This is a genomic window from Stenotrophomonas sp. 116085_Sma (assembly GCF_056479585.1).
Genome location: NZ_CM151057.1, coordinates 265542 through 289410 on the forward strand (window position 1 = coordinate 265542; position 23869 = coordinate 289410).

Sequence of the window (23869 nt, forward strand, 5' to 3'; positions counted from 1 at the left end):
GGGCTTCACTTTTATGGGCCCTGTGGCGCCACAATGCGGCATGGGCGACCCTTCCCCCCTCGCAGGTACTGGCACGGCCTACCAGGAGCATCCGGCGCCTGCGCCGCTGCGCGGCCACTTTGGTCAGCTGTGGCAGAGCCAGCTTCCTGCCGATGCCGATGGGCACATCACCGTACTGCCCGATGGTTGCGTGGATATCCTCTGGCGCGACGGTGCGTTGTTCGTGGTCGGCCCGGATCGCGTGGCCGCGCACCCGGCGCTGGCACCCGGTGCGCAGGTGCTGGGGGCACGCTTCCGTCCCGGCCAGGCATTGGCCGCGCTGGGCCTGCCCTTGGCCGAGATCATCGGCCAGGCCGTGCCACTGGCCGATCTGAAGGGCGCGTGGGCGAGCAAGGCGGCGGCCTCCATTGGTGACACCGCGCCTGCACAGCGCCTGCAGCGGATGGCGCACTGCCTGCAACAGCATATGGGTGCGTCCGCGCTCGATACCCCGGCGCAGCGGGCACATGTCCTGTTCCAGGCGCTCGCCATTGGTGACGCCACGCTGGATGCGCTGGCGGCACGCCTGAGCCTGAGTCCGCGCAGCCTGCGGCGCTTCAGCCAGTCGCAGTTCGGCTACGGCGCCAAGACGCTGGAGCGGATCCTGCGCCTGCAACGTTTTCTTCGCCACAGCCGTGCGCTGCCGCAGCACTCGCTGGCGATGCTGGCCGCCGAGGCCGGCTATGCCGACCAGGCCCATCTCAGCCGCGAGGCACGTGAGCTTGCCAGCATGACAGCACGCGAGCTGCGCCTGGAATGGGGCCAATGATGGCCGTTTCGTTCAAGACCGCGATGCCACGTTGATTGAAGCTGGGGCTCCCACCACGGAGCCACGCCATGAGCCACGTCGCACCTCACGATGCCGAACGCCGCATCGACAACATCGAATTCAACGTCGCCGACATCGCCCGCAGCAAACGCTTCTACGGCGAGGTGTTCGGTTGGCACTTCACCGACTACGGGCCGGCCTACACCGAGTTCGACGATGGCCGCCTGAAAGGCGGCTTCGTGGCCGACGCGCCGGTGCGTGCCCACGGCGGGCCGCTGGTGATCCTCTACTGCGCGGACCTGGCCGATGCACAGCAGCGTGTGACTGCCGCTGGGGGCGAGGTGGTGCAGGCGGTGTTCGCGTTTCCTGGTGGCCGCCGCTTCCAGTTCCGCGATCTGGATGGCTACGAGTTGGCGGTCTGGAGTGATGTGGATTGAGGTCTTCGTACCTTCGCTGGTGGACGGAACGAGAACCGCTCCGTCCCCGGTCAGGTGGTTCCGCTATGATCGCCCGCACATCGCCACGCGATGCGCCCGCCTCAAGCCAGCAGGAACCGCCGTGAACTCCCAGCCCGCACCGATCACCGCCCTCAACCACACGCTCGACAACGAGCCGCAGCAGATCACTGCGCCACTGACCCATTCCGCGGCGTTCCTGGTGCTGAAGGTGAAGGACGACGAAGCGTCGATCGCCAAGGCACGCGAGGTGCTGGCCAGCACCGACGACCTGATCAAGAACACCGCCATCCGCGAGATCGAGCGCACCTTCACCTGCAACGTGGCCATCGGCCACCGCGTATGGCAATCGCTGGTCGGCACCACGCCACCGCGCGAGCTCAAGCCCTTCCGCGAGATCAAGGGCGCGACCCATACCGCTGTTTCCACGCCGGGTGACCTGCTGTATCACATCCGCGCACGCACCATGGACCTGATCGTGGCGTTCGAGCGCAACCTGCTGATGGCCTTCGGCGATGCGGTGGAAGCGGTCGATGACGTAGCCGGTTTCCGCTATTTCGATGGCCGCGACCTGCTCGATTTCGTCGACGGCACCGCCAATCCGGAAGGGCTGTCGTTGCCGGAAGCCACGATCGTGGGTGACGAAGACCCGGAGCATGCCGGCGGCAGTTACGTGGTGGTGCAGAAGTACCTGCACAACCTCGATGCGTGGCGCGCTCAGAAGACCGAGGCGCAGGAAGCGATCATCGGCCGCACCAAGCACGACAACATCGAGTTGGATGACGCACCGGCGGATGCGCAGAAGTCGCACAAGACCTTGTGCACCATTGAAGACGCCGACGGCGAGCACGAGATCCTGCGCGACAACATGCCGTTCGCCAACCCGGGCCGTGGCGAGTACGGCACCTACTTCATCGGTTACACGCGCCGCCTGTGGGTGATCGAGAAGATGCTCGAGCGCATGTTCATCGGCAATCCCGCGCCGCTGCACGACCGCATCCTCGACTTCTCCACCGCCACTACCGGCGTGACCTTCTTTGCGCCTTCTCGCAAGGTGCTGGCCGACCTTGGCGACTGATCGCGCCGGGCCATCACGGCCCGCCATCTGCCTGTCATCTATGGCGCCGACCATGGCGCGCTGGATGGGAGTGCAGGAGGCTGGCGATGGTCAGGACTGGGAACGGGACCGGCGCGCGGCGCTGGTGGCGGCCGCTGGCCGCGTTGTTCGGCGCGTTGGCACTGGGGAGTGCCAGCGTTTCCGCGCAGGAGGCCCCTGCGCACTGGATGGCCTATGCCGCCGCCGTGGGGGGCCAGCTGCAGCAGCGCCTGCAGCAGGAGCAGGACCCGCAGGCGCAGCGCGTGGTGGAGTGGTTGCGTGCACACCCGGATACACCCACGCCGCTGCCGGTGAGCCTGTGGATTGCGGCGGACGGCCACATCTCGAAGCTGGAGTTCGACAGCCTGGGTGATGCCCAGGTCGACGCAGACCTGCGCGCGACGCTGCAGGCCGCGCCGTTGCAGGCAGCCCCGCCGGCGGACATGCGCCAGCCGCTGCGGCTGGGCCTGCTGCTTACCCAGTAGATCCACGCCATGCGTGAATGTGCTGGGTAGATGCCGACCTTGGTCGGCACGCACGCGCCAACCAAGGTTGGCGACTACCGGTGCCCAGCCCGGCCATCCGCATCAACGAACCGGCGCCACCTGCGGTTCGCGTGCGGCCGCGCTCCATGCACGCAGGCCGAACACGGCCAGGCCCAGGAAGAACACGTACAGCGCGGCAGTCACGTGCAGCGACTTGAACAGGTACGCGCCCACGTAGACCACGTCCACCCCGATCCACACCCACCAGCAGGCCACGTGGCGTCGCGCCTGCCACCACTGGCCAACCAGGCTCAGTGCGGTCAGCATCGCGTCCAGCCACGGCAGCGCGGCGTCGGTGAAGGTGTGCATGCCGGCTCCCAGCGCCACGCCACCACACAGGCCGATGGCCAGGTCGCGCAGCAGCTTGCCGCGCGCCAGCGGCACGATGCGGATGCTGCCCTCATCGACGGCATGCTGCCGCCAGTTGAGCCAGCCGTAGACCAGGAAGCCACCGAAGGCGACCTGCAGCAGGGTGTCCGAGTACAGCTTGGCCTCGGCGAACACCAGCCCGTACAGCGTCACCGACAGCAGGCCCACCGGCCACGCCGCCAGCCGGCGCCGGGACATCAGCCAGACACCGAGGATGCTGCAAAGGGCGGCGGTCCACTCGAGCATCACGCCGCTCACAGCGCGAACGTCACCGACAGGCGGGCCTGTCGAGGCGCGCCGGGGAACAGGTAGTAGTCACCGCCGCTGCTGCCGGTATCACGCCAGTAGAAGCGGTTGAACACGTTGTCCACCGACAGGTTCCAGGTTACTGCACGGTCGTGCAGGCGATGCTGGAAACGCAGGCCGGCATCGAACACCGAGTAGTCCGGTGCACGCACGCCGCCGTCGGCGCGGGCCACGTTGGCACCGGCATAGCGCCAGCCACCGGTCACGTCCAGACCCTGCACGAAGGGCAGCGCATAGGCCAGGTGCACACTGGCCCGAACCTTCGGTACGTTCACCAGCTGATGGCCTTCATAGGTGGGCGTGCCGGTATCGCGAGCACGCGCCTGCAGCAGGCTTGCACTGGCCACGATCTGCAATGCGTCCGTCAGCTGGCCGTTGGCGGTCAGCTCCAGGCCGGTGTGGGCCTGGGTGCCTTCCTCGATGAAGGTGTAGCCCACGTCGCTGTTGTCGGGCTTGGCGTACTGGTACGGCTGCGAAATTCGGAACACCGCCGCGCCCAGGGTCAGCGCCTCGACCGGCACGTACTTCACGCCCACTTCCAGCTGCCGCGACTGCACCGACGGCAGGAAGGTGTCGGCATTGCTGGTCCAGAACGGCGCTTCCTGGCCCAACGAAATGCCACGCACGTAGCTGGCGTAGGCGTTGAGCTGGTCGGTGGCCTTCCATACCACGGCGGTCTGTGGCAGGAAGCGCGACAGGCGGCTGTGGCGCTGCGGGGTGCCGCGCTTGTCGTAGGCGCGCTCGTCCAGGCGCACGAAGCGGCCACCGGCCAGCCACTGCCAGTCATCACCGAAGCTCATCCGGTCCAGCGCGAAGAACGCGGTCTGGCGGCTGTCCAGGCGGCGTGCGGACGGGCCTGGCATCTTCGGCGACGGCTCGAACACTGGCACCGGCGTTTCGTGGATGTTGCTGGTGCCGACGTACTCGTTGACGCTGGGGCGCTTGTCCACGGTGCGGCGGAAGTAGTCGGCGCCGACGGTCAGCTGGTGGCCGACGCTGCCGGTCTCGAAGCGACCGCGCAGCTCGGCACGGGCCTGCTGGTTGCGTCGGGTGTCGTCCGGGCTGCGGTAGTCGTAGATGTCGTAGTCGCCGTTGGGTGCGAAGTAGTTGCCTGGCACGCTGCCATCGGCGCATTGCACGGCGTAGTAGCAGCCGTAGGCGAAGGCGACGTTGTCGTCGATCACCGAGCGGCTGTGGCCGACCGAGACGCGCGACTGCCAGGCCTCGTTGAAATCGTAGGTGTGCAGGGCGGTGATGTTGGTGCTGGCGATATCCACCGGGCGCTGCCACGGCTGGTAGCCGAGCAGGTGCTCGCGGTCGACGCCGCGCGGCAGGTCGCGTGCGCCCAGCAGCTGGTAGCCGGACACCGAACGCTGCGAGCTGGTCTGGTAGTTGGCATCCACTTCCAGCTTGCCGCGCTCGCCGATCAGCCAGTCGGCCGCCAGCGAGTAGAAGTTGCGACGGCCATCGGCGTGCTCGACATAGGAATTGCTGGAGTCCCAGGCGGCATTCAGGCGAAGACCGAAACGCGGGGTGATCCAGTGGCCGACATCGACGGCGACGTAGCGCGAGCCTTCCGAATCGGTACCGAGCGTGGCGGTGCGCACTTCGGCCGGGCGCTTGCCGATGTAGTTGATGATGCCGCCGGGCGCCATCACGCCTGCGGCCAGGCCGGCTTCACCCTTGAGGATCTCCACCGACTGCACGTTCTCCAGCGCCAGGCGCTGTTCGCCGGCGATGGACAGTCCGTTGAAGCGGTAGCCGGTGGCGGGGTCCAGTGCGAAGCCACGGATGGCGACGTTCTGGTAGTAACCCACCGGCGCATACGCATCACCCAGCGAGGCATCGTTGCTGGCCAGCTCGGACAGCGAACGCACCTGGCGGCGATCGAGGTAGTCGCGCTCAAGCACGTTCACCGACGCCGGCGTGTCCTTCCAGCTGCCGCCACCGAAGGCATTCACGCGCGAAGTATCGGTCTTCGGTCTGCCGGCCTGCACGCGCACCGCTGCCAGTTCGGTCGGCGAGCGTTCGGCGCCGGTGGCAGCCGCATCGGGGGACGCATCGGGGGACGCATCGGCCTCGCTGGCGTGCAATGGCAGCGCGGCGCAGAGGGCGAGGGAAAGCAGGGTGGGGCGCAGGCAGCTGTTCATTCGGTTCGTCTTCGGACAACAAGGGAGACGAAGCGACGGCGCGCAGGTGCACCGGCCCATGACGGGGGTGTGGCTGCGGCTCAAAGCTCCCTACGCCGGTGCAAACCGGATCAGGTTCCAAGGGACTCTCTCAGCCTGGCAGATCCAGGCACCCCCGCTTCAGGTGGCCATTTCACTACAAATGGTACGGATTTGCGAGCCGGCGCCCTTCAGGCTGCCGCGTGCAGGGCCTGCAGCAGTGCCTGTCCCGGCGCGCTGTGGAACCATGCCGGGTGCCCCAGCATGAAGGGCTGCCACGCCACGTCCGCGTTCGCGGTGGAGCCGGTGATGCCTTCGAAGTACTCCACTTCGGACAGTGCGAAGTCGAAATGGACCATCGGCAGCAGGTCGGCCAGCAGGTGCACGCGTGCCGCAGACAGCGGCAGTACCTGGCGGTAGCCGTCGAGCAGGGCCAGCGCGATATCGATGCGCATCGCCTCCATGCCGCGCTCGAGTTCCAGCCACGCCACCGCGTTGCGCTCGATCGCGGTGGCGAGGTCGAACAGCGCGCTGGTGGGCGAGGCCAGGCCGAAATCCAGCACGGTGCTGACCTGCCCGTCGCGCCACAGCAGGTTGGACACATGCCAGTCGTTGTGCGCCCACAGCCGCGGCTCGTCGCGCAGGCGCGCGGCCAGGCCGGCGTGCCACGGCAGCACGTCGCGCTGCAGCTGCGCCTCCCATGGGATGCGTGTGAGGTAACGTGCCAGGCCGGGGCGTTCGTGCAGCCCTGACTTGATTGCCGCGATCGGATCGTCGGCGCGGATCAGATCGTCGCGCGCGACCAGCAGGTGGGTACTGCGTTGGGGCGCGTGGTAGCGGGCGGCGGCGCGGTGCAGCGTGGCCAGCATGCGGCCCGCCTCGCGTGCCTGCGCGACATCGGTCAGCAGCGACCACGACACGGCGTCGCGGTAGACGTCTTCGCCCACGCCGACGGCATGCAGTTCAAAGGTCCATTCGCCGTGTTCAACGGCCGTGCGGCCATCGGTCGCCGCCAGCACCTGCACCACCGGTACGCCCCCTGCGGCGAGACGGGCGATGAAGCGATGTTCTTCTTCCAGGCAGGCCGCGCTGCGCACGCTGTGGTGATGGCGCTTGACGAACACCGCGCCGTCCACGCCGTCGACGATGGCGGCGGCCGACAGTGGTCGCGGGCTGTGCCAGCGGGCCTGGCTGTGCTCGCCCAGCTGCGGGTAGCGCGCACCCAGCCACGCGATGTCCGCGGCGCTGATGGGTGGCCAGTCGGCAGCGACCTCGTCGTTGTTGAGGCCCTGCACGCGGTGGGAGGAAGACGTCATGCCGCAGCCCGAGTGGGAAAAATCACATCCAAGGCTGCGCATTCAACGCCATGACCACGGCCAACGCAAACGGGCGGGTCATCGACCCGCCCGTCCGTGCATCACCTGCGATGATGCCGCCGCGCCGCTTACCAGCCGCGATGGCGGCCGCGGTCGTGGTAGTAGCGGTTGTCGTAGTAGCGCTCGCGCTGCCAGCGATGGTCGTCACCACGGTCGTAATAGCCGCTGCGGTAATAGCCACGATCGTAGCGGCGGTCGTAGCGGTTGTCGTAATAGCGATTGTCGTAATAGCGACGGTCGCGGCGGTCGGAGGTGGTCAGGTTGCCGATCGCGCCGCCGGCCACGGCACCACCGACGGTGGCCGCAGGATCGCCGTTGGAGAGCAGGTTGCCGGCCACGCCACCGACCACGGCGCCGACCAGGGTGCGCTTGTCCTTCCTCGACATCGCGCTGGCATCGCTGACCACGGCGACACCGGCAACCAGTGCCAGCGCCATCGCCAGACCACGGAAGCTGAGTGTGGAAGTACTGAGCATGTTCGTTCTCCTGTGAGGTGCATGCCACGCTGGGCAGGGAGGGCGCGGGGCGCCCCGGCTGCCGTGGTGTCCACGCTGGCGTTCCAACATTGCCGGAACATTGCCTGGTCCACCGGTCGGCTTGCGCATTCATCTAGCGGCAGGCGGCATGAAGCAAGGCTGAAAGCGGCTGCGGCCGCTCAGCTGGCAGAAAGGGAAAGGGCCACGCGGACGTGGCCCTCCCTTCTCTCCCAAGGCGCTGCGGGCTTAGACGCCCATCGCCTTCTGTGCCTGCCGGGCCTGCTCCTGCTGGGCATCCTGCTGCTGGTGCAGCACGTTCGGCGCGCCCTGCACGGCACCGCTGCTGAGCGCCAGGCTCTGCTCGCTGGCGGCACGGGTATCCACCGCCACGCGGCTGGCGGCGGGGTCACCGATCGTGCCCTGCACGGCAAACAGGCGCTCACCGTTCGGGCTCGGCACCACCGTGTCGATGCGCTGCAGGCCGGCGGCATGCGCCTCCTTGGTCAGGGCCGCAGCGGCGCTTTCCAGCGCATGGCGATCCTTGAAGGTGCCTGCCGGCATCAGTTCCAGACCCTTGCTGGCCTGGATGAACAATGGATTGCGCGGGTGCCGCTCGTCGTTCAGCAACGGCCGTTCGCGGGCTTCCTTGATGGCCTCCAGCGTCTTCACCCCGACAATGCCGTCGGCCACCAGGCCGTTGTCCTTCTGCAGCTGGCGCACCGCCGCGTCGGTGTTGCGGCCGAAGCGGCCATCCTCGACCAGCGGCTTGCCGTCGGCACCGACGTAGCCGAGGTGGCCCAGCTGCTCCTGCACCTTGCGCACGCCCTCGCTGTGCGCGCCCTGCTTGTACAGTTCGGCGTGCGGCGTGGCAGCGGCCTTGTGCTCGGCGGCAGGCTTGCCCTGGGTCTGCTCATGCGACTGGGTGCGGTTTTCCAGCAGGTCGCGCGCCTTGGACAGCGGATCGGAGGCGTACAGCTTCCAGTTCGGGTGCTCCTTCACCTGCTTGAGGTAGTCCTCCACCGGCATGGTGTGCACGCCCTTGCTGCCGGTGGACTGGCTGATCAGCAGCTTGTCGGTGTTGGGGTCGCGCACCACCATCACGATGTGGTCGATGCCGTTCCAATGCTCGTGACGGGTCCTGGCCGTATCCAGGCCGATGATCATGCCTTCCTTCAGCGCATCGGGCTTCAGGATCGCGTCGCGGTCAAGCAGCACGCCGGACTGGTCGAATGCCTTGCGCACGATGCCGCCGGAGCCCAGGTTGCCCAGGTCGATGCGATCGGCCTTGCTGAACACCGCATGCCCGGCCTTCTGGTTGATCTCGTCCATGGTGCGGTTCTGCAGCGTGCCGACCCAACCGGAACAGTCGATGTAACCCTGCTCCACGTTCTTGCCGGTCTTGCCCGGCACGTACAGCGCGTGACCCGGGATGTTGATGGCGTACTTGACGTGGTCGTACTTCAGGCCTGCGTCGTAGGCGGCCTGCAGTTCGATGCCCGGCTTCGGCGCGGCAGCAGCCGTTGCGGTCGCCGCCAGCGTGGCAGCACCGGCCGCCACGGCGGCGCTGGCCGCTGCCGGGGTCTGGGCCTGGCCCTGGCCCGACGCCACCGTCTGCGGCGCGATGTTCTTTTCCGGAATGCTGATCGCCGCGTACTTGTGGATGTAGTAGCTGGAGAAGGTGCGCGCCAAGTCGCCATCGTTCATGCCGCGCATCTCGGCCAGGGTGTGGCCGGTGAGCGCTTTGGCATCGGAGCCGATCTGGTTGAGCACGTTGCGGCGCATGTTGATCTCTTCACCATGGCCGTTGCGCACCACGCCGAAGGTTCCGGTGGCGATTGCGGTCTGCACCGAGCCATAGCCGGCGCTGCCCTGCTGGTGGGCCAGGTACAGGTCCAGCCCGGTCGGCGTACTGCCACCGGACAGGTACGGGTGGCCAGTGCGTTCGTTGCGGCGTGCCATCGAGTCCAGGTTGTCCTGGTACATCTGTGCGGCCGCTTCGGTGTTGCGGGTCGGGTCGAACTCGTGGCCGGTCAGGTGATACTGGCGCGCGGAGCCGGGCACGAACTGGAACAGGCCCTTGGCGCCGGACGAGGTGTTGTGGGCGCGCTCGTTGAACGTGCCGCCGGTCTCGATGTGCGCAAAGCGCATGAAATCATCGACGGGAATGCCCTTGTGCCGGGCGACCTGCTCGACGATGTCCAGGACTTCCTTTCTGCTGTAGTCATGCTGTGCCATGACGTCTTCCTCGGGGTTGATGGAGCGGCGCGTGCCGCGAATCGCCAACCGGACTCATCCATGAGTCAAGAACATGTCGGTCAACAGGTAACCCGCGTGTGCGGGTGGCAATCAGGGCGCGACGTACTGCTGGGTCGCGCTGTCGAAGGTGTAGTGCACGGCGTCGCCGGCAGCCAGCGCACGGGTCTTGCCCGGGGCGTCGATGGTGGTGCCCTTGAAGGTCACGGTCAGTCGCGGCAGGCCATTGCCGTCGGCAGCGAACGCCAGCTCGCCATCGCTGTCGGTGCAGGGCATCACGTTGCCCTCGTCGCAGGCGGCACTGTTGTCCTCGCCGGTGCGCACCGAGCCGACATAGCGCCAGACCTTGCTGTCCACGTCGTCTTCGCTGCGCTTGGGGTTGAACAGCAGCAGCGCGTAGCCGGTGCTGCTGATGCCACGGTCGAAGCTGCTGGTTGGCACCGCCAGCAGCAGGCGGCCGTCGGCGGTGCGGTGTTCAAGCGGCTTGCGCCGTGTATCGACGTCGTCGGCCTTGTCGTAGGCGCCCAGTGCGCCGATGGTCCATTCCTGGCCACGGAACTTCCAGGGCTTGTTCGCATCGCTGCCGGCCAGCACGAAGGTGGCCTCGGCGAGGTTGGCGCGGTCATCCGGGCCGGCCGGTGACTGCTCGCCCGGCTTGCCGTAGTGCTCGCGGGTATCCCAGGAGAAACCCGTGTAATACGTGGTGCCGTCGAGGGTGAAAGTGTGGCCGAACCAGAAGGTCGCCACGCTGCCGTTCTGTACCTCGTAGGAGGTCGCGCCATCACCGTCCACCTGGTAGGTGAAGTACATCACGGTCGGCGCGTCGGGCGGGGTGACGGCGGTGTCGGGAGAGGTGTTCTGCATCGGGGCAACATCCTGTCGGGGCGCATCGGCAGCCTGCACGGGGGCACCAGGCTGGGAGGACGAGGGGGCCGGATCGGCGGCGCTGCAGGCGGCAGCGGAAAGAGAGACGAGCAGGCACGCCGCGAATGCGCGCAGGGGCCGCAACGGCAGGGTCCAACGTAGCTCGGGGGGGGGATGCATGCGCCTCTCCATGGTCAGCGTTGCCGGGCCAGACGGCCGGCAGGAAACCGCACCCCATCCACCAGGGACGGGAGCGAGGACATGAGCCGGTCGATTCCTTCGACCTCGCATTGAAAACCCATGCCGGATCATCTTGGCACAGAATGGCGGCCGGTCAAAGAGGGCGGTGACAGAGGCCCCTACAGTGTGATCTGGTTCTCAGATCTTGCCGTCGCGCAGGTAGTCGAACAGTTCGGCGTCGCCCTTCAGGCCCAGCTTGAGCATGGCGTCGCCCTTCTGCCGGCTGATGGTGCTGACGCTCTTGTGCAGCTGCAGCGAGATTTCCTTCACCGTCATGCCGGTGCCGAGCAGCCGCAGCACTTCCACTTCGCGCGGTGACAGGGGCTTGCCATCACCCTCGCGCATGCGCCAGCTGCCCGCAGCCTCGACCCGCTCACGCAGGCTGCGGCTGATGTAGGGCTGGCCCCGGTAGACCGCTTGGATGGCCTGCGGCAGTTCGTCCATCGACGAGCTCTTGTCGACCAGACCGAGCACACCGCTGTCGAGCACCATGCGCAGGATCGCCAAGTTGTTGGAGACGCTGAGCATCAGCACCGGCAGGTCGGGGTAGCGGCGGCGGATCATGCCGATCATGGCGAAGCCGTCTGCCTGTGGGCTGCCCGGCATGGAGTAGTCGGTCACCAGCAGGTCGCAGGGTTGGCTTCCGAGCAGGGCCATCAGCGCCTGCGCGCTGTCGGCCTCGCCGACCACGCGGCCGACCCCGCTCGACTCGATGACGGCGCGGGTACCGATACGGACCACCGGGTGGTCGTCTGCGATGATGATGCGCAAGCTCATGCTCTAGTATGGCCACCGGGCAAGCCGGACCGCGACCATCGCGGCCCTGTCAGGATTCTAGGAGATCGACGCCGATGCGTAGCTGGGCTGTTCGCGGGCTGGTCCTGCTGCTGGCCGTGCTGGTGCTGCCCGTGGCGCTGGCACAGGCGGTGCCTGGGCTGTTGCCGCTCAGCTCCATGCAGCGCGAGTACCTCGCCGCCCATCCAAGCATCGTCGTGGGCCAGTATGACAGCGGCTGGCCACCGTTCGAGTCCCTCCGTGATGGCCAGCAGGTTGGCCTGGGGCCGGATTATCTGTCGCTTCTTGCCCATCATCTGGGTGTGAAGGTCGAAGCCCGTCGTTACCCCGATTGGACATCCGTGCTGGATGCGGCGTGCCGTGGCGAGATCGATGTGGTCATGAACGTCGCTCTGAGCGCCGACCGTACCCGCTGCATGGTCTACACCGCGGCCTATGGCGAGTCGCCGCTGGCCCTGGTGGGGCGACCGGGCGATCTGCGCGCTTCCGATACCCCCGATCTGGATGGCCTGCGGGTGGTGATCGAACAGGATTTCCTGACCGGTCCGCAGGTGCGCGCGCGTTTCCCGCGCGCGCGGCAGCTTGTCGCAAACAGCTCGCTTGCGGCATTGCTGATGGTCAGAGACGACAAAGCTGACGTCTATATCGGCAACGCCTATGTCGCCAACGAGCTGATCGCGCGTGAGCGTCTGCAGGGCGTGGTGCTGCTGAGGCCCAGTGATCTGCCTCCCGAGCGGCTGCATTTCGGGGTTCCCAACGGCAAGCAGCCGTTGGCCGAAGCGCTGGACGTCGCCCTGGCCGCGACCAGCCAGGCCCAGCGCGACGCGTTGGCGCGGCGCTGGCTGCCGCCGCCGCAGTGGTCGGCCTCGGCACAGCTGGCCCTGAGCCAGGCCGAGCAGCGGGTGCTGGAGACGCCGTTGAAGGTCGGTTTTGCACCGAACGCTGCGCCGCTGTCGTTCGCCGATGAGAAGGGCAGGCCCAGTGGCCTGGCCAGCGAATACCTGCAGCGGCTGACGCAGGCCGGTGCCAATCTGCAGCCGCAGAACAGCCATGACTGGTTCGAGGTACGCGAGAAGGCGCGCCGTGGCGAGGTGCAGGCCGTGATGGGCATTCCGGCCGATTCGCGCTACCTGGGCCCGGAGTGGGTGTTCAGCCAGCCCTTCATCAGCGTGCCCAACGTGATCGTCAGCCGCCACGACGGGGCGGCGTTGCTGGGCCTGTCGGACCTGCAGGGCAAGCGCGTGCTGCTTTCCGATCCCGAGCGCGTGCGTGGCTACGTGCTGCAGCAGGCGCCACAGGCCAGGATCATCGCCGCGCGCAGTGCGGAGCAGGCGCTGCAGCGACTTATCGATGGCGAGGCCGACGCCTACGTCGGCAATCTGGCCGTGGTTGATCATCTGCTGCGCGACCGCTTCCCGGGCCGCCTGCAGGTGGCTGCGCCGGCGGGCTTCAACGACCAGCTGGTGCTGGCGGTGGAGCGCCGCCATGCCGCCCTGGCCACAACCTTCGACCGGCTGTTGATGCAGATGACTCCACGCGAGCGCGAGGCGCTGCGCGGTGACTGGTTGGCGGTCGAGTACCGCAACGGCATCAACTGGAGCGGTGCGCTGCGCTGGGGCGTACCACTGCTGCTGGTGCTGCTGACCGCGCTGCTGGTCCATGGCATCGGCTACTGGCGCCTGCGCCGTGAAGTGGCCGGGCGGCGCCAGCTGGAGCAGCGTCTGGCCGAAGTGACCGACAACCTGCCTGCCGTGGTCTACCAGGCCCGTCGCGAGGTTGATGGCACGCTCAGCTTCCCGTTCATTGCCGGCGACCTGCAGGCCCTGTTCGGGATCACCCGGCAGCAGGCCGAGCAGGACGCCAGGATGCTGCTGGAACGTGTTGAAGAGGACGATCGCGCGCGCATCCTGCAGGCCGTCGAACAGGCCGCGCACCAGTTCGCACCGCTCGTGCTGGAATTCCGCCTGCGTGGCGACGGCGCAGGCCCGCGCTGGGTGCGTACCCAGGCGCAACCCTATGCCGCCGAGGCCGGAGTGGTGACCTGGAGTGGCTACTGGGTGGATGCCAGCGAGGCCCGTGCGCAGGCCGATGCCCTGACCGCAGCCAAGGCCGAGGCCGAGCAGGCGGCCGAGGCGAAATCCCGTTTCCTTGCCACCATGAGCCATGAGATCCGCACGCCGATGAGTGGCGTGCTGGGCATGCTGGAAGTGCTGGCGCACTCACCGCTGGATGCAGAGCAGAAGCGCATCCTTGGCGTGATCGAGGACTCGGCACAGATGCTCCGGCAGATCCTTGACGACATCCTCGACTACTCGCGGCTGGAGGCCAACGCATTGCGGCTGGAGCCGGTACCACAACCGCTGAGGCCGTTGCTGGAAAGCGTGTGCCGCCTGCTCTCCGCACAGGCCAGCGCGCGCGGCCTGGCGTTGCAGGTACAGATCGATCCGCAATTGGCAGCGGCCCATGAAGTGGATGGCGTTCGTCTGCGCCAGATCGTGTTCAATCTTCTCAGCAATGCCATCAAGTTCACCCCGAGCGGCGAAGTGCGGCTGCAGGTGGAGGTGATGGGCCCGACCTCCGAAGATGGCCGCCAACCGCTCCGCCTGAGCGTCACCGACACCGGCATGGGCATCGCGCCCGAACAGGTGCAGCACCTGTTCGCGCCGTTCACCCAGGCCGGCGCCTACATCCAGCGCGACCATGGTGGTACCGGCCTCGGTCTGAGCATCTGCCATCGCCTGGTGCAGATGATGGAGGGCGAGCTGGAGCTGCACAGTACCCTCGGCGAAGGTACCTGCGCCGAGGTACGGCTATCGCTGGTGGAAGCGGGCATTGCCGATGCTGAAGCGCTGGCTGCCGAACAGGAACAGGCTGCCCTGCTGCCGTCGGCTCTGCGCCAGGCGCGCGTGCTGGTGATCGAGGATCATCCGACCAACCAGGCGATGATGGCCTGGCGGCTGCAGCAGCTGGGCGTGCCGCACGTGCTGGTCGGTGATGGCCAGCAGGGGCTGGATCGCCTGGCATCGGAGCACTTTGATCTGGTCATTACCGATTGCCGTATGCCGGTACTGGATGGTTTCGCCTTCACCCGGCTTCTGCGCGAGCGCGAGGGACGCACCGGGCAACCCCGGCTGGCCGTGCTGGCGCTGACCGCCAGCGTGCTGGACGACGATGCGCGTCGTTGCCGTGAAGCCGGCATGGATGAGGTGCTGGCCAAGCCATTGTCATTGGCGACGCTGCGCGCGGCCCTGTTGCGCTGGTTGCCGCAGGCGCAGGGTCAACGGTTCGAGGAGGCGGTGCTGGAGTCCGCCACCGACGGCGTGATGCTGCCTGACCTGGCCACGCTGCGACAGCGCTTCGGTTCACAGGCCGTGGCCGAGCAGTTGCGCGACAGCCTGCTGCAGGCCAGTGAAGGTGACCTGGCCGCTGTGCAGCGCGCGCTGGAGGCCGGCGACCGTGAGGCTGCCGCGCTGCACCTGCATCGTCAGGCGGGTGGATTGGGTGCGGTGGGGGCGACGGCACTGGCCGGGCAGGCCAATGCACTGGTCGAGCGCCTGCAGGACGCGGCCGAGACCGATCCGGTGCCGTTGTTCGCCGCGGTGGCGGCATTCGTGGCGCGGCTGCAACAGCAGTTGCAGCGGCTGGCTCACTGAGCCGACTGCTGCTGCAGGTAGGCGATCACAAGCGCACGGCGTTCGGCGCTGGGGAAGGCGTTGTACATGCGTGTGCCCGGTACAACATGGGTGGGTGACTGCAGGAACGCATCCAGGGTCTGTGCGGACCAGGTGATGTCGGCGCGGCGCATGCCGTCGGAATAGCCGTAGTCGGGCAGGCTGCCGGCGCGACGGCCGATCACGCCGTGCAGGTTCGGGCCGAAGCGGTGGATGCCGCCAGGCTGCACGGTGTGGCAGCCGGCACACAACTCGAACGCGCGTTGCATGGCCTGCTGGTGCGCCTGTTCCGGCGTGGGGGGCGCTGCAGGCGGGCGCTGGCAGGCCGTGGCGACCAGGGCCACGGCAACAGCGATGAGCGGGAGTGATGCACGCATGGGCGGGCAGGATAGCGGTGCGCGGCAAGCGATGGACTGCGACGCTCGGTCGCAGCCCGTGGCGATCACATGCCCGAGTAGTTCGGGCCGCCGCCGCCCTGCGGGGTCACCCACACGATGTTCTGGGTGGGGTCCTTGATGTCGCAGGTCTTGCAGTGCACGCAGTTCTGCGCGTTGATCTGCAGCCGCGCGTTGTCGGCTTCGCCAACGAACTCGTACACGCCGGCCGGGCAGTAGCGCGCTTCCGGGCCGGCGTACTCGGCCAGGTTCACCTTCACCGGAATGCTCGGATCCTTCAGCGTCAGATGGCTGGGCTGGTTCTCGTCGTGGTTGGTGCTGCTCAGGAACACCGAACTGAGGCGATCGAAGGTCAGCACGCCATCGGGCTTGGGGTAGGCGATGCGGGTGTGCTTGGACGCAGGTTCCAGGCAGGCGTGGTCCGGCTGGGTACGGTGCAGGGTCCACGGCGGGTTGCGCACGCCCAGCTTGGGCAGCAGCCACTGCTCCACGCCGGTCATCAGCGTGGCCACGGTCTGGCCCTTCTTGAACCACTGCTTGAAGTTCTTGGCCTGCTGCAGTTCGGTGAACAGCCAGCTGGCTTCGAACGCCTTCGGATAGGCGCTCAGTTCATCGTGCTGGCGGTCAGCAGCCAGCGCGTCGAACGCGGCGTCGGCGCACAGCATGCCGGTCTTGATCGCCGCGTGGCTGCCCTTGATGCGGCTGGCGTTGAGGTAGCCGGCCTCGCAGCCGACCAGTGCGCCACCCGGGAACACCGTCTTCGGCAACGACAGCAGGCCACCGGCGGTGATCGCGCGTGCGCCGTAGCCGATGCGGGTGCCGCCTTCCAGGTGCTTGCGGATGTCCGGGTGGGTCTTGAAGCGCTGGAATTCCTCGAACGGGCTCAGCCACGGGTTTTTGTAGTCCAGGCCGACCACGTAGCCGATGGCGACCTTGCCGCCGTCGGCGTGGTACAGGAACGCGCCGCCGTAGGTGTCGCTGTCCAGCGGCCAGCCGGCGGCATGCACCACCAGGCCCGGCTCATGCTTGGCCGGGTCGATCTGCCACAGTTCCTTGATGCCGATGCCGTAGGCCTGCGGGTCCTTGCCTTCGTCCAGTTTGTAGCGTGCGATCAGCTGGCGGCCCAGGTGGCCGCGCGCGCCTTCGGCGAAGATCGTGTACTTCGCCTGCAGGGCCATGCCGCGCTCGAACGCCGGGCCGATGCTGCCGTCCTTCTCGATGCCCATGTCGCCGGTGGCCACGCCGATCACTTCACCGTTGTCGCCATAGAGCACTTCGGCGGCGGCGAAGCCCGGGAAGATGGCCACTTCCAGCGCCTCGGCCTGCTGCGCCAGCCAGCGCGTCACTTCGCCCAGGCTGATGATGTAGTTGCCTTCGTTGTGGAAGCACTCCGGCAGCAGCGCGTTGGGCGTGCCGCGCGAACCGGTTTCGCTGAGGAACAGGAATTCGTCGCGGGTGACCTTCTGCTTCAGCGGTGCGCCGCGCTCGGCCCAGTCCGGGAACAGTTCGGTCAGCGCGCGCGGGTCCATCACCGCACCGGACAGCACGTGAGCGCCTGGTTCGGATCCCTTTTCCAGCACGCACACCGACAGCTCGCGGCCGGCTTCGATCGCGCGCTGGCGCAGGCGGATCGCGGTGGCCAGGCCGGCGGGGCCGGCACCGACGATCACCACGTCGAATTCCATTACTTCACGCGGGGGCAGGGCGTTGGCTTCAGCGCTCATCGATTGCATGACTCGTGGGTAGGGCCGGCATCGGGGCCACCGGCGGTGCCTGGGAATCGCGCGTGCGGCCACGGGCGAAACGGTTGTTTGAATGTGTCAGGGTACCGGGACGCGCCGGATCCAGCTAGATCGCCGATGTTCACACCCGGATTGCTGCAATGCAGCGTAGGGCCGCAGCTCTGGTGGATGCCGACCTTGGTCGGCACGCTCTGCCCGGATGACCGACAATGGCCGGGTCCTGACTGCGTGTGAGTGCCATGGCTTTGCATCCGTACGATCTGTTCGATGTCCGTTCCCTGCTCAACGAGGAAGAGCGCGCCGTACAGGAGAGCGTCGCCCGCTTCACCAACGAGCGGGTGCTGCCGATCATCGGCGATGCCTTTGACCAGGCACGTTTCCCCGACGAACTGGTGCCGGAGATCGCCTCGTTGGGCCTGCTCGGTGCGACCCTGCCGGCCGAGTACGGCGGCGGTGGCCTCGGTGCGGTCAGCTACGGCCTGATCTGCCAGGAACTGGAGCGCGGTGACTCGGGCCTGCGCAGCTTCGTGTCGGTGCAGAGCTCGCTGTGCATGTACCCGATCTACGCCTACGGCAGCGAAGAACAGCGCCTGCAATGGCTGCCGGCGATGGCCCGCGGCGAACTGATCGGCTGTTTCGGCCTGACCGAGGCGCACGGCGGTTCCGACCCGGCCAGCATGAAGACCCGCGCGGTGCGCGACGGCAGCGACTGGCGCATCAGCGGCAGCAAGATGTGGATCACCAGCGGCCCGGTGGCCGACCTGGCCATCGTCTGGGCACAGACCGAGGACGGCATCCAGGGCTTCGTGCTGGAAAAAGGCATGGCCGGTTTCACCACGCAGGAAATCAAGCACAAGATGAGCCTGCGCGCGTCGCTGACCGGCGCGCTGTTCTTCGACGACGTGCGCGTGCCCGACAGCCACCGCCTGCCGAACGTAAAAGGCCTGAAGGGCCCGCTGGGCTGCCTGACCCAGGCCCGTTACGGCATCAGCTGGGGCCCGATCGGTGCCGCCATCGCCTGCCTGGATGAGGCGCTGGGCTACGCCAAGGAGCGCGTGCTGTTCGGCCGCCCATTGGCGGCCACGCAGAGCGCGCAGATCAAGCTGGCCGAGATGGCCCGCCGCATCACCACCGCGCAGCTGCTGGCACTGCAGCTGGGCCGCCTGAAGGAAGCTGGCCAGCTGCAGCCGCAGCAGGTCAGCCTGGCCAAGTGGAACAACTGCCGCATGGCCATTGATATCGCCCGCGAGTGCCGCGACCTGCTGGGCGGGGCCGGCATCACCACCGAACACGTGGCGATCCGGCATGCGCTGAACCTGGAATCGGTGATCACCTATGAAGGCACCGAGACCGTGCACCAGCTGGTGATCGGGCGTGAGTTGACCGGCATCAACGCGTTTTGACGCTATCCGGTTTCCGGACGCGATACGGGGGAGCCGAGCGCGGGCTCGGCTCTAAAGGAGCGTACGTGTAGAGCCGAGCCCATGCTCGGCTGCTTTCTTTCACGCCCCGCCGGCAAACCCGTGCTGGCGCCAGGCCTCGTACATCACCACGGCAACGGTATTGGATAGATTGAGGCTGCGGTTGTCCGGCCGCATCGGCAGGCGCAGGCGGCGGCCATCAGGCAGGGCATCGAGCACGTCCTGCGGCAGGCCGCGGCTTTCCGGGCCGAACAGGAACGCATCACCGTCTTCGAACGCCACGCTGTCATAGCGGACGCTGGCACGCGTACTCAGGGCGAACAACCGCTTCGGTGCGATTCGCGCCAGCGCTGTGTCCAGGTCGGGGTGCACCTGCAGGCGCGAATACTCGTGGTAGTCCAGGCCGGCGCGCTTGAGCTGCTTGTCTTCCAGTGCGAAGCCGAGTGGCTCGACCAGGTGCAGCTGCGCGCCGGTGTTGGCACAGAGCCGGATCACGTTGCCCGTGTTGGGCGGGATTTCCGGTTGGAACAGGATCACGTGGAACTGGGGCGCGGCATTCATCGGCGCAGTGTACCTGCGACGGCCGCCGCCTTTACGGCGCACGCCCTGCGCGAGGCAGGGCGGCACCGCTTACGGGCGCAGCAGGACCTGGGCGGTTTCGGTTGCCAGGGCCTGCAGGTCGGCAGCGCTCGGACGCACCTGCAGGGCCGGCAGGTTGACGATCACCTGGTTGGCGACGCTGGTGGCGGCGGCGGCCAGGGTGGCGGCGTAGCGCTGGGCTTCCAGTTCGGCGGCCAGGGCGACGCGCTGTTCCAGGCTCGGGCGCACTTCCACCGAGGCCAGGGTGGTGATCGGCATCGCGGCGGCGACCGGGGCGGCGACGTAGCCGCTGCGCTCGGCCAGCTGGTCGGCGCTCGGGCGCACTTCCACGGTGGCCAGGGTCGGGATGCCGCTGGCCTGTTCCCAGGCCTGCTGGGCCAGCTGGTCGGCGGCCGGGCGGACCTGCACGGTAGACAGGGTCTTGATGGATTCGGAGGCCTGCACCGACGAAACAACCGCGGTGCCGGCGATCAGGGCGATGGCGATGGCAATGGTCTTGGCGTTCATGACGGGGCCTGTTTAGTGTTGGTGATCGGTGGTGTGGTAGTAAGGTAGTACACCAATTCTGGGCTTGCAAGGAAAATTTTCGATTTCCCGCATTTGTTCAGTCTTCAGTCAGCTTTTGTCTGAAGCCCTTCCTGGCGCAGGAACTACCAAGCAATCCTCGTGCCAACTTTTAGTTGTTGATTTACAAGGGTTTTTTTTGGATAGAAAGGTGTCCGGTGGGCGGACACCTGTCCATTCGATGCACCGCGGACACTGTCCGGACGCCTGCTGCGGGCGCATGTGACTTCCCACGCCGGCCTGGGACGGCTGCCCGGATGGCGAACCGGGGCAAACACCCCCAGTGACTGGCGACCGATTCCTGCCATTGCGTGCGCACGCTAGGATCGGGGTTCACCTATGTGACCAAGGATCCGGATATGTCTCTCGCCCTTCGCCCGCGCGCTGCGCTGCTGGCCGTCGCCCTCAGCACCGCCCTGGGCACGCTTGTGCCTTCCCATGCGTTGGCGGCAAAGCCGGCCGCACCGGCCAGGGTCGATATCCCGTATGAGCAGTTCACCCTGCCCAACGGCCTGCGCGTGATCGTGCATACCGATCGCAAGGCGCCGATCGTCGCGGTCAACGTCTGGTATCACGTCGGCAGCAAGGACGAACCGGCCGGCCGCACCGGCTTCGCGCACCTGTTCGAACACCTGATGTTCCAGGGCAGCGAAAACCACAGCGGCGAATTCTTCGAGCCGTTCAAGCAGGTGGGTGCCACCAACCAGAACGGCACCACCAATACCGACCGCACCAATTACTTCGAGAACGTGCCGACCACCGCGCTGGACATGGCGCTGTGGATGGAATCGGACCGCATGGGCCACCTGGTCGGCGCGATCGACCAGGCGGCGCTGGACGAGCAGCGCGGCGTGGTGCAGAACGAGAAGCGCCAGGGCGAAAACCAGCCCTACGGGCAGGCCTGGGACCAGCTCAACAAGGCGATGTACCCGGTGGGCCACCCGTACCACCACGGCGTGATCGGTTCGATGAACGATCTGAACGCCGCGTCGCTGGATGACGTGAAAACCTGGTTCCGCACCTGGTACGGCCCGAACAATGCGGTGCTGGTGCTGGCCGGTGACATCGACCTGGCCACCGCCAAGGAAAAGGTCGGCAAGTACTTCGGCAGCATTCCGGCCGGCCCGACCATGGCGCAGCCGGCGGTGAACGTGGCCAAGCGCACTGCCGATACCCGCGAGACGATGACCGACAAGGTGCCGCAGGCGCGCATCTACCGCGCCTGGAACGTGCCGCAGGTCGGCACCACCGAGGTCGATCAGCTGCAGCTGTTCGCGCAGGTGCTGGGCGGTGCCAAGTCCTCGCGCCTGAGCCAGCGCCTGCAGCACCAGGACAAGCTGGTGGACAGCATCGCGTCGGGCCTGTCGACCTCGCAGCTGGGTTCGAACTTCGTGATCATGGCGACGGTCAAGCAGGGCCAGGACCCGGCCAAGGTCGAGAAGATCATCGACGAGGAACTGGACCGGCTGATCAAGCAGGGCCCGACCGCGGCCGAGCTGGAGCGCGCCAAGACCGGTGCCCGCGCCGGTTTCATCCGCGGCATTGAGCGCATCGGTGGTTTCGGCGGCAAGGCCGACGCACTGGCCGAGTGCGCGGTGTTCACCGGCGACCCGGGCTGCTTCCGCACCTCGCTGGCCAACATCGAGAAGGCCAGTGCCGCTGATCTGAGCCGGCTCGGCGCGCAGTGGCTGGACAAGGGCAGCCACACCCTGGTGATCGCACCGGGTGAACGTGTGGCACTGAAGGAAGACCCGAGCCAGGCGCCGAAGCCGTTCAATGTGCCTGCAGTGGACCCGAAGTACAGCACCCTGCCGGAGCAGGTCGACCGCAAGGCCGGCGTACCGCAGACCCGCGAGTTCCCGCAGCTGAAGTTCCCGGCGCTGCAGCGCGCCACGCTGAAGAACGGCACGCAGGTGATCCTGGCCGAGCGCCATGAGATTCCGGTGGTGCAGTTCAGCTACCAGTTCCCGGGCGGCTTCAGTGCCGACCAGGGCCGCAAGCCGGGCACCGCCAACTTCACCATGAGCCTGATGACCGAGGGTGCGGGCAAGCTCGGTTCGTTGGCCTTTGCCGATGCCGCCGACGCGCTGGGCGCGAGCCTGGACGCCTCGGCCGGCCTGGATTCGATGAGCGTGGACCTGTCGGCGCTGAAGGAAAACCTGGCGCCGTCGCTGGCGCTGTACCGCGACCTGCTGCGCGAGCCGCGCTTCGAACAGGGCGAGATCGACCGGGTCAAGGCGAGCTGGATCGCCGGCATCCAGCAGGAGAAGGTCAACCCGGGTGCGGTGGCGATGCGCGTGCTGCCGCCGCTGCTGTACGGCAAGGGCCACCCGTATGCCATTCCGTTCACCGGCAGCGGTGACGAAGCGGCGATCAACGGCCTGACCCGCGAAGACCTGGTCGACTTCCACCATGACTGGCTGCGCCCGCAGAACGGCACCCTGATCGTGGTCGGTGACACCACCCTGGCCGAGATCGTGCCGCTGCTGGACAAGCAGCTGGGCGACTGGAAGGCCAGTGGCGACGCTCCGCAGGTGAAGGCGGCCACCGACGTCGCGCTGCCGAAGGGTCCGCGCGTGTTCCTGATCGATCAGCCGGGCGCGGTGCAGGCCAACCTGTTCGCCGGCCAGGTGGTGGCGCCCTCCAGCGCTGCCAGCTCGACCCGCTTCGACATCGCCAACGGCGTGATCGGCGGCGACTTCACCTCGCGCCTGAACATGAACCTGCGTGAAGACAAGCACTGGTCGTACGGTGCACGCAGCAGCGCGGTCAACTCGGTGGGCCAGCGTCCGTGGATGGCCAGCGCGCCGGTGCAGATCGACAAGACCGGGCCGGCGATGGCGGAAATGCGCAAGGAAATCGCCGCGTTTGCCGATGGCAGCAAGCCGGCCACCGCCGACGAGGTGAACCGCATCCGCAACATCCAGACCCTGAGCCTGCCGGGTGCTTACGAGACCGCCAGCGCGGTGGCATCGACCATCGGCTCGATCGTGCAATTCAAGCGCCCGGACGATTACGTGCTGCGTCGCGAGGCCGAGATCGAAGCGATGACCCCGGCGCAGGTGCAGCAGGCCGCCGCCGAGATCAAGCCGCAGGCGCTGACCTGGGTGGTGGTGGGTGACCTCAAGCAGACCGAAGCGGCCGTGCGCGCGCTGAACCTGGGCGAGGTGACCGTGATCGATGCCGAAGGCAACCCGGTCAAGAAATAAGGGACGTGCCTGCCCGCCACGGCGGGCAGGTCTCCCGTGGTAGCGCCGGGCCATGCCCGGCGGCCTTCCAGCGGCCAGCCATGCCGAGCTGTGCGCTCGCCGGGCATGGCCCGGCGCTACCTGGGCTCCGCCCCGGCTACCCCCGATTCAGGCTGTTCAGGCAGAATCCCCCCATACCCTTCCAGGATCTGCCCATGCGCGTTCTGCTGCTTTCCTCCCTGCTGCTCACCGTCACCGCCTGTACCTGGGTGCCGATCGAACCGGCCGGCAAGGCGACCCGCGTGCTGCCGGCAGGCCCGGTTCCGGCCGGCTGCATTGCCAAGGGCGAGGTGGTGGTGACCGTGAAGAGCAAGGTCGGTTTCTACAACCGCAACCCGCTGCGCGTGCAGGAAGAGCTGGAAACCCTGGCCCGCAACGAGGCTCCGAGTGCCGGCGCCAATGCCGTGCAGGCCGCCGCGGCCCCCGCCGATGGCAGCCAGCGCTTTGCTGCGTTCCAGTGCCCGCCGCGCTGAACGC

General features: G+C 67.4%; 19 protein-coding genes and 1 riboswitch. Of the genes, 8 read left to right on the plus strand and 11 right to left on the minus strand.

Annotated elements, in window-relative coordinates:
- The first annotated feature begins 40 nt into the window (after positions 1 to 40).
- The 4 genes from ACZK0Z_RS01170 (at position 41) to ACZK0Z_RS01185 (ending at position 2844) form a co-directional block, all read left to right on the plus strand.
- Positions 41 to 808 carry a helix-turn-helix transcriptional regulator gene (locus ACZK0Z_RS01170; protein WP_049429819.1) on the plus strand — a complete coding sequence of 256 codons (768 nt, stop codon included), beginning with the start codon at positions 41 to 43 and terminating at the stop codon, positions 806 to 808.
- A gap of 68 nt (positions 809 to 876) precedes the next feature.
- Complete coding sequence (locus ACZK0Z_RS01175; RefSeq protein WP_010487140.1) at positions 877 to 1245, plus strand: VOC family protein; 369 nt, start codon at positions 877 to 879, stop codon at positions 1243 to 1245.
- Positions 1246 to 1366: 121 nt separating this feature from the next.
- A complete protein-coding gene (locus ACZK0Z_RS01180; protein ID WP_049429818.1) occupies positions 1367 to 2341 on the plus strand; it encodes a Dyp-type peroxidase in 975 nt (324 codons plus the stop codon).
- A gap of 86 nt (positions 2342 to 2427) precedes the next feature.
- A complete protein-coding gene (locus tag ACZK0Z_RS01185; RefSeq protein ID WP_404830713.1) occupies positions 2428 to 2844 on the plus strand; it encodes a hypothetical protein in 417 nt (138 codons plus the stop codon).
- A 102-nt stretch (positions 2845 to 2946) separates the two neighbouring features.
- Here the strand turns inward: ACZK0Z_RS01185 and pnuC are convergent, their stop codons facing one another.
- The 7 genes from pnuC to ACZK0Z_RS01220 form a co-directional block, all read right to left on the minus strand.
- Positions 2947 to 3519: a nicotinamide riboside transporter PnuC gene (pnuC, locus tag ACZK0Z_RS01190; RefSeq protein WP_459004569.1), complete on the minus strand. Its 573-nt coding sequence runs from the start codon at positions 3517 to 3519 to the stop codon at positions 2947 to 2949.
- 8 nt (positions 3520 to 3527) lie between these two features.
- Positions 3528 to 5729, minus strand: a complete 2202-nt coding sequence (locus ACZK0Z_RS01195) for a TonB-dependent siderophore receptor (RefSeq protein ID WP_197632159.1) — start codon at positions 5727 to 5729, stop codon at positions 3528 to 3530.
- 70 nt (positions 5730 to 5799) lie between these two features.
- Positions 5800 to 5895: riboswitch (TPP riboswitch) on the minus strand.
- 43 nt (positions 5896 to 5938) lie between these two features.
- A complete protein-coding gene (locus ACZK0Z_RS01200) occupies positions 5939 to 7063 on the minus strand; it encodes a phosphotransferase (protein WP_197632158.1) in 1125 nt (374 codons plus the stop codon).
- 128 nt (positions 7064 to 7191) lie between these two features.
- A complete protein-coding gene (locus ACZK0Z_RS01205) occupies positions 7192 to 7599 on the minus strand; it encodes a glycine zipper 2TM domain-containing protein (protein WP_049429814.1) in 408 nt (135 codons plus the stop codon).
- A gap of 246 nt (positions 7600 to 7845) precedes the next feature.
- Positions 7846 to 9834, minus strand: coding sequence for an XVIPCD domain-containing protein (locus ACZK0Z_RS01210; RefSeq protein WP_197632157.1), 1989 nt, complete (start codon positions 9832 to 9834; stop codon positions 7846 to 7848).
- Between the two features lie 111 nt (positions 9835 to 9945).
- Complete coding sequence (locus ACZK0Z_RS01215; RefSeq protein WP_049429813.1) at positions 9946 to 10716, minus strand: hypothetical protein; 771 nt, start codon at positions 10714 to 10716, stop codon at positions 9946 to 9948.
- A gap of 378 nt (positions 10717 to 11094) precedes the next feature.
- The gene (locus ACZK0Z_RS01220; RefSeq protein WP_049421098.1) at positions 11095 to 11733 is read right to left on the minus strand and encodes a response regulator; all 639 of its coding nucleotides are present in this window, start codon (positions 11731 to 11733) and stop codon (positions 11095 to 11097) included.
- Between the two features lie 74 nt (positions 11734 to 11807).
- Between ACZK0Z_RS01220 and ACZK0Z_RS01225 the strand changes: the two genes are divergently transcribed.
- On the plus strand, positions 11808 to 15404 hold the full coding sequence (locus ACZK0Z_RS01225) for an ATP-binding protein (protein ID WP_197632156.1): 3597 nt from the start codon (positions 11808 to 11810) through the stop codon (positions 15402 to 15404).
- On the opposite strand, the gene ACZK0Z_RS01230 is transcribed toward ACZK0Z_RS01225, so the two are convergent.
- Both ACZK0Z_RS01230 and ACZK0Z_RS01235 read right to left on the minus strand, forming a co-directional pair.
- The gene (locus ACZK0Z_RS01230) at positions 15398 to 15799 is read right to left on the minus strand and encodes a c-type cytochrome (RefSeq protein WP_049429811.1); all 402 of its coding nucleotides are present in this window, start codon (positions 15797 to 15799) and stop codon (positions 15398 to 15400) included. The genes ACZK0Z_RS01225 and ACZK0Z_RS01230 overlap by 7 nt on opposite strands.
- 65 nt (positions 15800 to 15864) lie before the next feature.
- Positions 15865 to 17541 (minus strand): electron transfer flavoprotein-ubiquinone oxidoreductase, encoded by a 1677-nt coding sequence (locus tag ACZK0Z_RS01235; protein WP_049429810.1) that lies wholly within the window; start codon positions 17539 to 17541, stop codon positions 15865 to 15867.
- Positions 17542 to 17798: 257 nt separating this feature from the next.
- On the opposite strand from ACZK0Z_RS01235, the gene ACZK0Z_RS01240 reads away from it, so the two are divergent.
- Positions 17799 to 18962: an acyl-CoA dehydrogenase family protein gene (locus ACZK0Z_RS01240; protein WP_049429871.1), complete on the plus strand. Its 1164-nt coding sequence runs from the start codon at positions 17799 to 17801 to the stop codon at positions 18960 to 18962.
- Between the two features lie 99 nt (positions 18963 to 19061).
- Here ACZK0Z_RS01240 and ACZK0Z_RS01245 read toward each other — a convergent pair whose 3' ends face one another.
- Both ACZK0Z_RS01245 and ACZK0Z_RS01250 read right to left on the minus strand, forming a co-directional pair.
- Positions 19062 to 19541 carry a tRNA (cytidine(34)-2'-O)-methyltransferase gene (locus tag ACZK0Z_RS01245; protein WP_005407625.1) on the minus strand — a complete coding sequence of 160 codons (480 nt, stop codon included), beginning with the start codon at positions 19539 to 19541 and terminating at the stop codon, positions 19062 to 19064.
- Between the two features lie 69 nt (positions 19542 to 19610).
- On the minus strand, positions 19611 to 20087 hold the full coding sequence (locus ACZK0Z_RS01250; RefSeq protein WP_005407626.1) for an XAC0231 family protein: 477 nt from the start codon (positions 20085 to 20087) through the stop codon (positions 19611 to 19613).
- Positions 20088 to 20503: 416 nt separating this feature from the next.
- On the opposite strand from ACZK0Z_RS01250, the gene ACZK0Z_RS01255 reads away from it, so the two are divergent.
- Positions 20504 to 23353, plus strand: coding sequence for an insulinase family protein (locus ACZK0Z_RS01255; protein ID WP_197632155.1), 2850 nt, complete (start codon positions 20504 to 20506; stop codon positions 23351 to 23353).
- A gap of 194 nt (positions 23354 to 23547) precedes the next feature.
- Positions 23548 to 23865, plus strand: coding sequence for a DUF4156 domain-containing protein (locus ACZK0Z_RS01260; RefSeq protein ID WP_005407628.1), 318 nt, complete (start codon positions 23548 to 23550; stop codon positions 23863 to 23865).
- Positions 23866 to 23869 lie beyond the last annotated feature (4 nt).

What these genes read in the sequence shown, in the direction of transcription:
- ACZK0Z_RS01235 (WP_049429810.1), bottom strand. Translation starts at nt 17,541, where the DNA reads ATGAGCGCTGAAGCCAACGCCCTGCCCCCGCGTGAAGTAATGGAATTC.
- ACZK0Z_RS01245 (WP_005407625.1), bottom strand. Translation starts at nt 19,541, where the DNA reads ATGAATGCCGCGCCCCAGTTCCACGTGATCCTGTTCCAACCGGAAATC.
- pnuC (WP_459004569.1), bottom strand. Translation starts at nt 3,519, where the DNA reads ATGCTCGAGTGGACCGCCGCCCTTTGCAGCATCCTCGGTGTCTGGCTG.
- ACZK0Z_RS01205 (WP_049429814.1), bottom strand. Translation starts at nt 7,599, where the DNA reads ATGCTCAGTACTTCCACACTCAGCTTCCGTGGTCTGGCGATGGCGCTG.
- ACZK0Z_RS01200 (WP_197632158.1), bottom strand. Translation starts at nt 7,063, where the DNA reads ATGACGTCTTCCTCCCACCGCGTGCAGGGCCTCAACAACGACGAGGTC.
- ACZK0Z_RS01255 (WP_197632155.1), top strand. Translation starts at nt 20,504, where the DNA reads ATGTCTCTCGCCCTTCGCCCGCGCGCTGCGCTGCTGGCCGTCGCCCTC.
- ACZK0Z_RS01250 (WP_005407626.1), bottom strand. Translation starts at nt 20,087, where the DNA reads ATGAACGCCAAGACCATTGCCATCGCCATCGCCCTGATCGCCGGCACC.
- ACZK0Z_RS01215 (WP_049429813.1), bottom strand. Translation starts at nt 10,716, where the DNA reads ATGCAGAACACCTCTCCCGACACCGCCGTCACCCCGCCCGACGCGCCG.
- ACZK0Z_RS01240 (WP_049429871.1), top strand. Translation starts at nt 17,799, where the DNA reads ATGGCTTTGCATCCGTACGATCTGTTCGATGTCCGTTCCCTGCTCAAC.
- ACZK0Z_RS01220 (WP_049421098.1), bottom strand. Translation starts at nt 11,733, where the DNA reads ATGAGCTTGCGCATCATCATCGCAGACGACCACCCGGTGGTCCGTATC.
- ACZK0Z_RS01185 (WP_404830713.1), top strand. Translation starts at nt 2,428, where the DNA reads ATGGTCAGGACTGGGAACGGGACCGGCGCGCGGCGCTGGTGGCGGCCG.
- ACZK0Z_RS01210 (WP_197632157.1), bottom strand. Translation starts at nt 9,834, where the DNA reads ATGGCACAGCATGACTACAGCAGAAAGGAAGTCCTGGACATCGTCGAG.
- ACZK0Z_RS01195 (WP_197632159.1), bottom strand. Translation starts at nt 5,729, where the DNA reads ATGAACAGCTGCCTGCGCCCCACCCTGCTTTCCCTCGCCCTCTGCGCC.
- ACZK0Z_RS01225 (WP_197632156.1), top strand. Translation starts at nt 11,808, where the DNA reads ATGCGTAGCTGGGCTGTTCGCGGGCTGGTCCTGCTGCTGGCCGTGCTG.
- ACZK0Z_RS01260 (WP_005407628.1), top strand. Translation starts at nt 23,548, where the DNA reads ATGCGCGTTCTGCTGCTTTCCTCCCTGCTGCTCACCGTCACCGCCTGT.
- ACZK0Z_RS01230 (WP_049429811.1), bottom strand. Translation starts at nt 15,799, where the DNA reads ATGCGTGCATCACTCCCGCTCATCGCTGTTGCCGTGGCCCTGGTCGCC.
- ACZK0Z_RS01175 (WP_010487140.1), top strand. Translation starts at nt 877, where the DNA reads ATGAGCCACGTCGCACCTCACGATGCCGAACGCCGCATCGACAACATC.
- ACZK0Z_RS01170 (WP_049429819.1), top strand. Translation starts at nt 41, where the DNA reads ATGGGCGACCCTTCCCCCCTCGCAGGTACTGGCACGGCCTACCAGGAG.